Below are 13405 nucleotides of genomic sequence, written 5' to 3'. Positions count from 1 at the left end.
TAAAAGGCCGGGATTGTGGAGGCCGATTGCTTTCGGGCCTCGGATACCAAGTAAGCAGATCTGAAAGACTTTTGGAGGCGGACATGAAATGTATTGGAAATAAAGCGCTTAGGGTTGCCACTCTATCAATATTTGCCGTTCTGCTGCTAACCGTTCCGATGATTGCACAACTTTCGACCGCTGCACTGAATGGAGTGGTTCGCGACCAGACCGCCGCCGTAGTGCCTGGCGCAAAGATCTCGCTGACCGCGGTGGATACCTCGGTGGTTCTCACCAGCGTGACTAACAGTGCCGGCGAATATGTCTTCACGAGCCTCACGCCCGGCAGGTACACGGTTGAAGCGTCCGCAGCGGGCTTCAGCCTGAAGAAAGTCTCGCAGTTCGTGCTGGCCGTCGGCCAGACAGGAACGATCGATTTTGCCTTGTCCGTCGGCTCGGAGAGCACGGTCGTTACCGTTGAGGCAGAGGGACAGCAATTGGATGCGACCAGTTCCAACCTCGGGACCGTGCTTGCGACCAAGCAGGTCAATGATCTGCCGACCAACGGCCGCAACTTCACAGCACTGCTTTCGCTTACCCCCGGCGTTGTGCCCGTCAGCACCGGCCAAAACAATGGCATGGGTGGCGGCGGATTTTCCGCGCCTGTCGCAGAGGGCGCGGCGTTCACCTTTCCCGCAATCAACGGACAGACGAACCGGAGCAACTTCTTCCTGACCGATGGTCTCAATAATTTTGGGAGCCTTCTGAGCACCTACGCAGTTCCTCCCATCATCGATGCCATTCAAGAGGTCAAAGTCGTATCCCACACTGACAGCGCAGAATATGGGTCAGTCCTAGGCGGAGTCGTCAACGTCGTCAGCAAATCCGGCACTAACGTTTTCCACGGCTCGGCTTGGGAGTACTTCCGCAATGAAGCCCTCGATGCCCGTCCATACTTCCTCCCGGCCAGCAGCACGAAGCCAACCTATCATCAGAACCAATTTGGTGGAGCGGTCGGCGGCCCCGTCTGGATTCCGAAGCTCTACAACGGGAAGGACAAGACATTTTTCTTCGTTGCCTACCAGGCTTTTCGATATAACGCCGCCAGCAGCACGCTTCTGAAGGTCCCAACGGCGGCTCAATTGGCTGGCGATGAGAGCGGCGCACCTCAGATCTACGATCCGTACTCCACCACCAATACAGCACCTCCAGGGGCGCCCCCTGTCTACGTTCGTACACCCTTCCCGGGGAATCAGATACCGGCGAACAGGATCGATCAGCGCATGGTGGCGTACGCCAAGTTCGTCTATCCCACCGCTGGTTCGCCCATCGACAACAATGGTGACAACGCTATCGATACGACCCCGACGGTGCAAACCCAGAACGAGTTTACCGGCCGAATTGACCAGCACTTGTTCAAGAATGACTCTGCGTGGTTCCGTTACAGCATGATCAACAACGTGGTCAGCCACTCAGGCGGGCTTCCCGGGTTGAAGGGCGAAAATTCTGTCCCTGCTCGTAACTGGGGAGGCAGCTACGTGCATATCTTTAGCCCGGGCCTTATTCTGCAGATGCAGTACGCTCGAACAACTGTCCAATCGAACTCCACCAATCTCTGGAGCAAGTCGATCAGCGACATCTTCTCCACAGTCGGATTTACCAAAGCGTTTGCCGGCGGTTTCGCTGGGAATGGAGGTGGAAACCTGCTTCCATCTCTGGGGATCAATGGTTATGCGAGTGGTGGCGAGAGCATCAACCTTACGCCGAAAGCCACAGATAGCCATCAGGTCAGCGGCGTACTTACCAAGATCATAAGCAATCATGAGATCCATTTCGGGGGTGGCTTCATTAGCAATTCTTTCGCCAGCCCCCTCTCGCAGGTCAGCCAGACGTTTCTGGCACAGCAGACCGCGAGCCCAACGGCACCCCTGGATGCTAACGGCAAACCAGTAGCGACAGGTGATGCGTTGTCCTCCTTTTTGCTGGGCGTTCCGGACGGGGCCAACCGTCGCAATGTAAACGAAAAGACCCGGCCGGGTGGGGTGATGGACTTCTTCCTCCAGGATTCGTGGAAGGCGACCTCCAGGCTCACCATCAATGGGGGCCTTCGTTACGACTACTCCTTCCTTCCTCCGTATGGCACTAACGACACCATCGGTCAGCAGGGCGGAATCGAGACCGGCGACATGAACTTCGCAGATGGAACCTACGTCCTGCAGAAGCTTCCACCAACCTGTGCATCCAGAGGCTTCGCACCGTGCATTCCAGACGCCAGTGGTCAGCTTCCTGCTCATGTGGTCGTCGATCCGCGCGGCAAGATCGCTCACAACTTCACGGGCAACTGGGGGCCGCGCATCGGCGTTTCCTATCGCCTCGGAAATAAAACCGTCCTCCATGGTGGATTCGGTGTCGTATATGACAACTGGGCCGCCGTCTCCCAGATGGCGCAAAATATTGAAGGGTCCTGGCCTGACATCGGCCAGTTGATTAAGAACGGCCAGAACCAGCCGACGACTCCAGGAGCGACGTCCCCCACACCGACTATGACCGTGCAGGATCCGTTTGGTGGCGGAGGAAGTGGTCTGTTCCCAGCCGCTACCCCGTTCAACCAGGTGCAGTGGTTTTACGATCCGAACATCAAGAATGCATACTCGGAACAGTGGAACGTTGGTGTACAGCGCCAACTTACCTCCTCTACCGCAGTCACGGCCAACTATGTCGGGTCCACCTCTCATCGGGTGGTTGTAGGTGGCTACTACAACACTGCACTGACTCCAGGTCCGGGCGATCCGCAGGCACGGGCTCTCTACCCCTATATCGGGCCGACTTTCTACGACCGAAGCACCGGAACTGCTTCCTACAACGCAGCGCAGCTTCAGTTGGATAAGCGCTACTCGAATGGATTGTCCTACTCCGTCGGCTATACCTGGTCCAAGTCGATCAACGAAGGCGGTGACGGATGGTTCGGTGCAGAGGGCGGCTCGCCAGTCGATCCCTACCACCCAGGCGCATACGGCAGCCGCTCTGTGTCTGGTACCGATCTCACCCACGTCCTGACCGAAAACACGATCTTCCAGGTTCCGGTTGGTAAGGGACAACGCTGGTCCACGGGCAATGGCGTGGCGGACTACATCCTTGGAAATTGGCAGCTCAACAATTTCCTCACAGCCCGGTCAGGGCTCCCCTACACTCCCATCATCAGCAGTGACATCGCTAACACTGGGAACGTTGGCTGGTCTGGATATGAACATGCCAATCTTGTAGGTGATCCTCAAAAGAATGTTCCCAAGGGCTTTGGATTCAACCCCTCGGCCTACACGTCTCCAGCGCAATATACCTTTGGCACTGCCGGTCGAAACTCGCTACGTTCCGCGCGCTATATCAACATGGACGCGTCAATCTTCCGCCAGTTCCCCATACGGGGTGAACGACGATTCGAGTTTCGGCTTGAGACGTTCAACCTCTTCAACCACCCAACAATGGGTACTCCCAATAGCGACCTGAATAATGGAAGCAGCTTTGGGACGATTAACGGGACCGCAAGTACAGCGAGGCAATTGCAACTGGGTGGAAAATTCATCTTCTAGATCATTTTCGTTGCAGCTGGTGACCCACTCTCATCGCGAAGATGATAGTGGGTTACTAAATAGTCACAATTGATGAACTGGATACTCCAGTCGAAAGTAAGTAAACCTGTCAAGCTTGAGCTCCCGGCATCAATCGGTAACTTTGGCAGGGATTTATCCATGCGTGAGAGGGCTTTTTGCGATGCAGCGCTACGGAATGATGATTCATCTCAAGCCTGAAGCAGAAGAAGCTTATAAGCTTCATCACCATTCGGTGTGGCCTGAGATACTTAAAGTGATAAGAGAATGCAATATCTCTAATTATTCGATCTTCCTCAAAGATGGCATTCTCTTCAGCTATTTTGAATATCACGGACAAGACTTCGCAGTCGATATGGCAAGGATGGCGGCAGACCCGACAACCCGGGAGTGGTGGGCTCTTGTGGGTCCGATGCAGCAACCTCTCGCAAGCCGCGCAGAAGGTGAGTGGTGGGCCACTATGGAAGAAGTCTTCCATCAGGATTAGGAGCTTGTAGAAAAATGGTGCGTGCTGTTGCATCGCCTGGACGTGCACTCGACGCTAATTGTTGATAATTAGGGTTGAAAGCCGGAACCTGGTCGCACAATTCGAATGTAGTGGTCTGTGAACATTGCGTGGACCGCCGGAATCTCATACTTTGGCATGTGGCATGATGCGCAGCCGCTCTTACCTACCGTGCAGCCCGCCACCTGGGTGGAAGACGGTGACTCCCCCGTATTGGCATGGCACTTCAGGCATTTATCGTCGTATGCGGCCAGGTTGCGAACCAGTGGCTGGTGCGGATTGTGACACGCTACGCAGGTGATTCGCGGGTCGCCCTTTTCGCCCCAACATAGGCTACGTTGCAATCTATACGGTTGAAATCGCAGGTTCGTAATTCCCCTGTTGATGGATGGGAGCATTGCGACATCGGCGGAGGTTCGATGACAGGCGCCACAGAAATCAACCGAATCCATCGGCGACAAATTCTTTGCGCTGAAAATGGTTCCTTCTGCTGGTTCCGACAGGCCATTGTCCATGGCCGTCACATGCTTTTCGCCCGGCCCGTGACAAGCCTCACAGGTAAGCCCAAGAGTTGCGTGATCGGGATCGAATTTTCCTGATGTAGTGGATCCGGTTGTATGACACCCAAAGCATCGTGGCAACACATCTGCATCAATGGGGTCACCAAGTGCTTCCTCGATGTTGCCTGGAGTTGTTGCGGAGTGGCCGGTCGTGATTCCGAGCGCCATCAGGCTCGTATAGTAAGTGAGCCGACTCTCGAGGTATTGGTTATCGTGCTTTACCACGTAGGTTTGTGCTACTTCACCTGACCCAAACGCCCAGCCAACTGGCGCCGATATTGTCTGGGTGGCATCTGTAACCAGAAAGTTGGTCTCGTTCGGCTGGCGAGACAGAACGTAGTGGTAGCCCGGCTCGGAGAAGGAAAGTCGTTCGTGATGAGTGAGCAAAGGTGAGTTCGATGGCTGTCTCGTGGCTTGAAACATCGGAGTAGCTCGTTGGCTTGCCGCGATGCCTCCATGACACTTTGAGCAGGCATCTCCACCTACATAGTCCCTAGCCGCAGGCGCCCCGCTGGTTGGCCACCAGTTTGTTTCTTTCCATCTGGTTGGTGTGGCTTGGGAGAATTTCGTCGATGGATCTTGCGCATGCGCCGTACAAAGCAACAGAAGGACCAGGAATATTCTTAAGTGGAGTCGTTGAATTTTTCCGCCGCTTTTGATCGTCATACCGCTCCGCGCTTCGGGCTGTTTAAAGACCTGTCACCCAAACAAGTTGTCTTAGGAAGGTAGCCTCTAATTCAGTAATCAGTGACCACGCCATATTAACGTATCTCGCAGGTCTAGTACGTTGACAGTTATGGCTGCTTGAGTGGACCGCCCGATCCCGCGCCGCAAACTACCCTGCCGCCGAACTTCTGCTTCCAGCCATCGAGCGTCGCCAGACCCCGTCCTCTCGTTCAATTTCAGAGATGATCCCAACTCTGAGTCGAAAGATTTCAGGAAACAGGTCAACGAATCTTACGCTATTAGCGAATCGTTAATGACGAACTTGTAGTAAGTTGAATTTATATCAGAGGTTCTAATGAATCGTTTTATCTTTGTGCTTTTGCTAGTTATTCCTGCTATCTCGCTTGGCCAGACGTTGCCACTTGAGCGAAATGGGCAAACGATTACGATCGAGCCGTATGCGCCAAATGTTGTGCGCGTGACCTTGAGCATGATCGCGCGAGAGGCAGAAGCGGGACCGGGCTATGGCTTCGTGGCGAAACCAGAACAGACCGGCTGGAAGCATGTCGTAGGTAAGAACGGGGCTGACATCTATCAAAGCTCGCGCATGACTGTGACAGTCGCGCCTGCACACCGCCACGATCCTCATGCGAAGCTGCCGGATACCGCTAAATTCTTTTCCGGTTCCGTTCCTGGCACAGATATTTCTGTCACATTGCCCGACGGCTCTCCACTCGCTGAGATGAATGGATGGCAGATGGCGGAGTTGAATCAGAAGGACGACACACTAAAGGACGCGCGCGGGATCAAAGCGCAAGATCTGCCGCTTTATACTGTGGGCGCAAGCTTTCGGGCAGCCGATGACGAGCACTATTATGGTTTGGGTGAAAATCAAGAGGGCTATCTCGATCATCGTCAGCGCCCCATTACGTGCGCAGCAAATTATCTAGCGCCAGCTTCTCCGTCTTACTGCGTACCTTTCCTGGTAACGAATAAAGGTTACGGAATCGTCTGGGATAATCCATCGTCGACAACTGTTTCCCCGGCCTTTGATGGTGAGACAAAATGGACCTCGACACTGGGTAGACGCGTTTCGTTTTTTGTCATCGCCGGAAAGACGACTGATGAGATCTATGGAGGCTACAGGCTTCTGACCGGTGCGACTCCGATGCTGCCAAAGGCAGCGTACGGGTTCATTCAGTGCAAGCAGCGGTATCGCTCGCAGGCAGAGGTTCTCGCCGTTGCCAAAGGCTATCGCGAACGTCACCTGCCCCTGGACATTCTTGTTGTCGACTGGTTCTATTACACCAAGATGGGGCAGTATGACTTCGACCCCGAGGCATGGCCCGATCCCGCGGAGATGAACAAACAACTGCATGCGCAAAATATCGAGTCGATGATCAGCGTGTGGCCGCGATTTGCGCCGGGGTCGCGCTACTACAATTTCCTGCTGGATAAAGGCTGGTTTGAGCACTACGCGAGTGGGATTCCCGTGACGGCCGATGAACCGGCGCCGGGCAAGCCGGTGGATGGAATGCCGTACGACAAGGCCGGTTCGGACATCGATACCACTAATCCTGAGGCAGCGAAGTGGTGGTGGAGTTTGATTCGCGACAATATTGCAGCGAAAGGCTTTGACTTTTTCTGGGCTGATGAGACCGAGCCAGACCTGCCGCCAGATGGAGCTTACCTCAGCGTCGGTCCCGGCACACAATACCTCAATGTGTACCCGCTATTTCATACGGGGGCGATCTATGATGGTGTTCGCCGGGACAAGCCGCAACAACGTGCTCTCACACTCTCGCGCGATGCTTATCTGGGCGCACAGCGAAATGGAGCGATCTTCTGGTCGTCGGATATTTCGCCTACGTGGGATACGCTGCGCCGCCAGATTCCAACCGGACTCAACGTCGCGGCCTCGGGGATTGCCTATACGGGAAACGATATCGGCGGTTGGCAGAATCTACCCTACACACATACCCCGGCACATCCGCCGCTCATTGATCCTACGAGCGCGCGCGATAATGTCGGACATGATGACGACTATCCTGAACTTTATGTGCGCTGGTTTGAGTATGGAACCTTTTTGCCGACCATGCGCACCCATGGAACGCGCCGCTACAACGAGATTTGGAGCTATGGCACCGAGGCTGAGCCGATCCTCGAGAAGTATCTCAAGCTGCGGTACACGCTGATGCCTTATATCTATTCGCTTGGTTGGTTTACTCATCAGACCGGTGCACCCTTCATGCGGGCCTTGTTTATGGATTTTCCCCATGACAACAAGGTCATGAATATAACCGATGAGTACATGTTTGGCCCAGCATTGCTTGTCGCCCCAGTGGTTGATCAGGGAGCCACCACACGAGAAGTTTATCTGCCCGAAGGAACGGACTGGTATAACTACTGGACGAATGAGAAAGTACACGGCGGACAGACCATCACCGTCAAGGCTCCAATCGATACGATCCCACTCTTTGTACGAGCTGGGTCTATATTGCCCCTGGGTACCCCGGTAGAAAGCACGCATGATAAGCAGGCGATCGCGAAGGTGAAAGTGTATCCCGGTGCCAACGGAAAATTTACGCTCTACAGCGACGATGGCACAACCTACGCCTACGAAAAAGGAGACAGGCAGATCACAACGCTCAAGTGGGACGATTCGGCTCGTAAGCTCACACAGGAAGGCGCGAAGGCATGGGACGACCGAGAGAGTAACCCGGTTGAGATTGTGCATTAAATATCAACCGGTACCAGATTCATTGTTAGTGAGCGCCGCGATTTTGCTGATCGATAGTTGCATTCGGGGTGTGGAGAAGTGGGAAGCGCATAGCCGTTTCTACTACTCCACACCTCGAGCTGCGTGCTCCCACGTCTCAGGAATTGGTTTCCGGGTGGTCTTCGTGATCGGCCCACGCATCCTGCCTGCCCTCTGCGATATGAGGATGCTGTGGAGCAAACGGCTTATGTTGCAATTCTCGGGTTCATGAATTGACTTGCTGATCCCTCGGAGGAGTTCTAATAGCATCTCCGCACGATTTCGTATGGGTCACGGCACAACTTGGAAATGAACATTTGTGTTCGAATCACTTCTTGTTTGCTAACACTAGAAAATAAACAACTACAAGAACCTTTCCCCGTTCCCATCCACTCCGGTGCGTCTTCAGTGGTCCATATGGACGGGAGCTCCAATCGTATCGTTAAGGTCGGCAGAATAGATATTGGCCGTAGACATGCGCGCCCGGATCAACGGCTGATCGCCCGGAGTCAGACCGACAAATCGGAAATCCGCTATGTCAATCGATTGCAAATTGCCTAGACCAGCCACGCGCTCGACGTGGCCATCAGGGACGGACACACGGTAGATGGCTTGCGACTCTTCCACAAAATTGTGGAAGTAAATCCAGCGTCCGTCGTGGGACCATATGGGGTCGGCCGCGGGCTGCGACACCAGTGTCTTCCATGTTTTGGTGGTCCAGTCAAAGAGCATCAGTCTGCGCTGTCCAAGTGGTATAGCTGCAATGTATCGGCCATCCGGTGACCAGCGGGGGCTGAACAGCCCCTCCGATCCAGGTAGCGGGGCAAAAGTGTGGGTTTTCAGGTCCAGAAGGTAGATCGCCTTGGGTTGTGACCGTTCTGCCATTACATCCGGCGGCCTGCCAAACACAATCTGGGTGCCGTCCGGGGACCAGTTGGGATCTGCCTCGTTCCTCTCCTCCTTGAGCAGCGGGTGCAGATCCGCATCCTCCGCGTTCACCTGATAGAGTCGCCACAGCTTGCCTGGTTCTCGTCCCATCACGACCAGGCTTCGTCCGTCCGCCGACCACTGCATCATGTAGACTTCCATCGGTGCTGTCGTTAGCTGTAACCGCCTTGTGCCGTCTGTCCGACTGCGCCACAGCGTGCTGCCACGAAGGCTGATCCACGCCACCCACTGCCCATCCCGTGAGAACCGCACAAACTGCGCCGAGGTGAGGATGTTGTTGTTCGGCAGAAAGAGCTTTAGTGCCGGCTCGTATTGAAGCAACTCCGATCGTGTGTTCAGACCGAGAAAGAAAATCTGATGCCCGGTGCGTGCCGTAATGGGTGACTGGTAACTGAGGGGACCGTTCGTTAGTTGAAAGGGCTTCTTTGGGAGCAGCCCGCCGAGCAGGCGGCCCTCATCCAGCGCCCATATATTGTTAAGCCCGTTGTGCGCCGACTGGAAGACGAAGTATCGCCCGTCAGCAGTCCAGCTACCGCAGCACTCTGATTCGGGATGACTCCAACCTGACAGCAATGGACGGATCGTCTTCCCGTCGGCCGACATCTCCCAGAGCGATGTGATGTGATCCAATGTGTTCAACAGGGTGAAGCGGAGCACTTTGCCATTCGGCGACCAGCGTAGCCAGAAGGCGCGCCCCGGTAAGGACGCCAGTCTCCGTCGGTCGGTGCCGTCTTCGTTCGCGACCATCAGATCCATACCCGTTGCGTAGAGGATCTTCTGTCCATCCGGCATCCACGTTGCGTCGTGCGCCAGGATGTTGGAGAACTGCTGCGCGGCACCCCCAATAGTTGACACAATCCACAGCGGCCCTTCGGTCTCGCGGTCGAGTTGGTTGCGCACTAATATCCTGGAGCCATCCGGTGAGATGTCTTCCAGTATCGGTGCAGGAATTGTAGAGGCAATGGACAGCGTACTGGTCTCGCCGTCCCCAATGGATGTCTGCGACAGCACAGGCCTGCCGTTCTCAATCTGAGGAAAGTAGATGCGGGAGCCGTCAGTGGCCGTCTGCGCCAGGCTCTCCTGCAGTGGTTGGCCAGGATAGACTCGGCCGGAGTAGGTCACCTCGTGGATACGGAGCGGCGTGATGTGGGTGACTTCCGTCCGGAGAAACAAAATCAGGAGGGTGCTCAGCAGCGCAGCGGAGCTGACGGCCGCCAACAGCCAAGGCAGCAACTGTGTCACCCTGTTATGCGGTTGCAGATCATTGGGTAGCTCCGCAATACTGCTTACTACCCGCTCCGAGACCACTTCGTCGACGACTGAGACAGCAGCGATGAAGCGGTAGCCGCGCCTAGACAGCGTCTCAATGAATTGGGGATAGTCGGCTGAATCTTCCAGCACCTCGCGGATCTTGTTTATCGCGATGTGCATGCCATGATCGAAGTCGACCGTCGTCACGTTGCCCCACAGGCACCGCTGCAACTCCTCGCGTGTGACAACCTCTCCGGCATGCTCCACCAGGACGGCCAGCACTCGAAATGGCTGGGCCTGAAGCCTGACACGAACCCCCGACTTGCGCAGCTCTCCGCTTTGCAGATCCATCTCGAAACATCCGAAGCGTACCTGCGAGGCGCCGCTATATGGTTTGTGGCCCACCTCCATGCAATCCTCATCCTTCTTATTACGTATTACGATTAGGGGACCTTCTGCCTGCCTGGCGCGAGTTGAAAGATGCCAGTTTCAGGTGCCTGCCACCACTTCGGGTCAAGTGCAACGATCTTTATCAAAAGAAGTTCCGCCACAAACTATACATTCGGCAGACTGACCATCCTTCAACAATCCTTGCCACCGGTAAATTTTATCGAGCCTCTACTCAGCAAACCGAAGGTGCCTCGCCATAGACCGCTAGTTCGGGTGTGCCCACATTAGTGCGGCAAATCTGCCGAGTAGAGATCGGCCGCCGATATGATCGCGTTGACCAAAGGAATGTCTCCCGGGGCCAGCCCGGCAAATCGGTAATCGACAACATTCGCGAGGTGCAGGTCGCCCATATCGGTCACTTGTTCTACCTTTCCTGTGGTCAGAGTAACCTTGTAGATGGGCTGGCCTGCTTTCGCAAAGTCATGAAAGAAAAGTGTGTTATCGTCGTGCGACCAGGTGGGATCGTCGATATTCTGCTGGGCGAGCTGTCGCCATGTTTTTGCTGCCACATCGTATAGCATCAACCTCGTCTGATCGATGGAAAGCGCCGCAATGTACCTGCCATTCGCCGACCAACGTGGGCTGAACAGGCCGTCGGATCCAGGCAACTTTGTAACCTGCTTTGTTGCCAGATCGACCATATAGATTGCCTTGGGCTGGGAAGGTTCGGCCATCCTCTCGGGCGAACGCCCGAAGACCAGGGATTTTCCGTCGGGAGACCAATTAGGATCAGCCTCGCTATGATCTTCGTTCAATACGGGTTGCAGATGACCGTTTTCAGCGTCCGCCATGTACATCTTCCACGGTTGCCCGGTAGAGCGAGCCATTAGAACGAGCTGTCGGTCGTCAGGGGACCATTGCACTCTGAACACCTGCATAGGGCGTGCAGTCAACTGTAGGACGGCCGATCCATCGCTGCGGCTGCGCCACAGCGAACTGTCACTCTGTCGAATCCAGGCAATCCACTTGCCGTCACGTGAGAATTCGACGCGGCGCACATTGCGAAGGCTGCTGGAATACGGTACAAAACTGTGGGATCGCGCCTCAAATTGCAGCAGCTCCGACTTTGGGTCCAGTCCGATAAAGAAAATCCGGTGGCCGTCACGCGCCGTGATTGGCGCCTGGTAATCGAGCGGGCCATTGGTAATCGGAACAGGTTTCGCGGAATCCTCGAAGAGACTACGCTGCCCGGGGATTGCCCAGATATTGCTTTCTCCCTGCTCCGTGGACTGGAACACGTAGTATTTGCCGTCAGACGTCCAGCTTCCGCAACACTCCGCAGGCATCCTGTTCCAGTTTCCGAGCAGCATGTGCGCATCCGAGCCGTCGGCAGAGAGCTCCCAGAGCGCAGAAATGTGCGTCTCATCGTTGACCAGTGTGAGCCGCAGCTTGCTCCCGTCCGGGGACCAGCGCATCCAGAAGGCGCGGCCGGGAAGGGTGATCAGCTTGCGGCTTTCCGTCCCGTTATCGCGCGCGATATAAAGGTCGTTGCCAGTCGCATACAGGATGTGTTGTCCATCGGGCATCCACGTCGCGGCGTGGGCGAGGATGCCGGGGATCCGACGTGCTGCCCCCCCGATCGTCGAGGCGATCCACAACGCTTGCTCCGGTGATGTTGCCAGATGATTGCGTAACAATAGCTGGAACCCGTCTGGGGAGATGCCATCCACGGACGGCGTGGCCAGTTCTTCGGGGAGCGGCAGGATGCCCGTTTGGCCATTGGCGATAAGAACCTCAGCCAGAACAGGGCGCCCGTTCTCAATCTGCGTGAAATAAATCCGCGATCCATCGGTTGCCGTGCCTGGGAAGCTCTCGAAGAACAGATCGCCCGGCGAAACGCGATTTGAAAACGTCACCTGGGCAACATGGGGCGGAATGGCCAGGCGCGCTTCGGCTCGATGTTCGGCTAGATATGCACCAATTACCGCTAAAGCTCCGAGGAGCGCAATTCCGGACCAGAAGCGCACCGATCCAATGGGATAAGAGATACCTGCTGGCTTTGCGGGCGCTGGTAATGGCTGCAGCTCGGTATGAGAAGGCGGCGATGGATTAAGTTCGACTGTCGCGGGTCTGTCCGGAATGGCCGGAACGATGAGATGGACTGGAGCAATAAATCTGTAGCCGCTACGGGCCAACGTCTCTATGAATCGAGGATTCCCGACTGTGTCCCCGAGGCATTCCCGTATCTTATGGATCGCGGTGGCCAGGCTACGCTCCATGTCGACCATGGTGTTGGCTGCCCAAAATTGCTGCTGGATCTCTTCGCGGGAGACAATTTGGCCGGCGCGCTCCAGTAGAAAAATCAGAACGCGGAAGGGCTGAGCCTGAATGCGAATCCGCATGCCGGATTTACGCAGCTCTCCAGATTGCGGGTCTGCCTCAAAGACCCCAAACCTAAACTTTGCTGCTCCTTTTTCCTGATGCTCTTTCGCAATTTCCATGAATGACTTGATCGGGACATCTAATAGTACCTGTTTTGAAGGTGGGGTTAAGCTCCTATGCAGGGTTAGTGGAGTTAATTTGCCATCTTATCTTATTGAATACAAATAACTTATCAAGTAAGAAATATTTGCGGAGGAAGAGAGGTGCAGTCTATTGCCTAATGTATCCCACAGCAGGTCTAGTTCTAGGCAGCATCGCAACGACCCAAAACGATTTCTTAGAAACGTGCGATGGTAAATAG

Annotated in this window: 6 protein-coding genes; 3 read left to right on the top strand and 3 right to left on the bottom strand. The window is 55.2% G+C overall.

Annotated elements, in window-relative coordinates; all coding sequences use genetic code 11:
- Positions 1-83 precede the first annotated feature (83 nt).
- Both P4G45_RS14050 and P4G45_RS14045 read left to right on the top strand, forming a co-directional pair.
- Positions 84-3566, top strand: a complete 3483-nt coding sequence (locus P4G45_RS14050; protein WP_348267106.1) for a carboxypeptidase regulatory-like domain-containing protein — start codon at positions 84-86, stop codon at positions 3564-3566.
- A gap of 181 nt (positions 3567-3747) precedes the next feature.
- Positions 3748-4071 (top strand): L-rhamnose mutarotase, encoded by a 324-nt coding sequence (locus P4G45_RS14045; RefSeq protein WP_348267105.1) that lies wholly within the window; start codon positions 3748-3750, stop codon positions 4069-4071.
- A gap of 68 nt (positions 4072-4139) precedes the next feature.
- Here P4G45_RS14045 and P4G45_RS14040 read toward each other — a convergent pair whose 3' ends face one another.
- Positions 4140-5072, bottom strand: a complete 933-nt coding sequence (locus P4G45_RS14040) for a multiheme c-type cytochrome (protein ID WP_348267104.1) — start codon at positions 5070-5072, stop codon at positions 4140-4142.
- 598 nt (positions 5073-5670) lie between these two features.
- On the opposite strand from P4G45_RS14040, the gene P4G45_RS14035 reads away from it, so the two are divergent.
- Complete coding sequence (locus P4G45_RS14035) at positions 5671-8055, top strand: glycoside hydrolase family 31 protein (RefSeq protein ID WP_348267103.1); 2385 nt, start codon at positions 5671-5673, stop codon at positions 8053-8055.
- A gap of 423 nt (positions 8056-8478) precedes the next feature.
- Here P4G45_RS14035 and P4G45_RS14030 read toward each other — a convergent pair whose 3' ends face one another.
- Positions 8479-10677: a winged helix-turn-helix domain-containing protein gene (locus P4G45_RS14030; RefSeq protein ID WP_348267102.1), complete on the bottom strand. Its 2199-nt coding sequence runs from the start codon at positions 10675-10677 to the stop codon at positions 8479-8481.
- Between the two features lie 269 nt (positions 10678-10946).
- Positions 10947-13163, bottom strand: a complete 2217-nt coding sequence (locus P4G45_RS14025; protein WP_348267101.1) for a winged helix-turn-helix domain-containing protein — start codon at positions 13161-13163, stop codon at positions 10947-10949.
- Positions 13164-13405 lie beyond the last annotated feature (242 nt).

Origin of the sequence: Edaphobacter paludis, assembly GCF_039993895.1 — a bacterium.
GTDB lineage: Bacteria > Acidobacteriota > Terriglobia > Terriglobales > Acidobacteriaceae > Edaphobacter > Edaphobacter paludis.
Note: the sequence above shows the minus strand (reverse complement) of the source record. Positions and strands in the feature narration are given on the sequence as shown.

Coding starts and splice junctions, on each gene's coding strand:
- P4G45_RS14035 (WP_348267103.1), top strand. CDS start 5,671: ATGAATCGTTTTATCTTTGTGCTTTTGCTAGTTATTCCTGCTATCTCG.
- P4G45_RS14040 (WP_348267104.1), bottom strand. CDS start 5,072: ATGTTTCAAGCCACGAGACAGCCATCGAACTCACCTTTGCTCACTCAT.
- P4G45_RS14045 (WP_348267105.1), top strand. CDS start 3,748: ATGCAGCGCTACGGAATGATGATTCATCTCAAGCCTGAAGCAGAAGAA.
- P4G45_RS14050 (WP_348267106.1), top strand. CDS start 84: ATGAAATGTATTGGAAATAAAGCGCTTAGGGTTGCCACTCTATCAATA.
- P4G45_RS14025 (WP_348267101.1), bottom strand. CDS start 13,163: ATGGAAATTGCGAAAGAGCATCAGGAAAAAGGAGCAGCAAAGTTTAGG.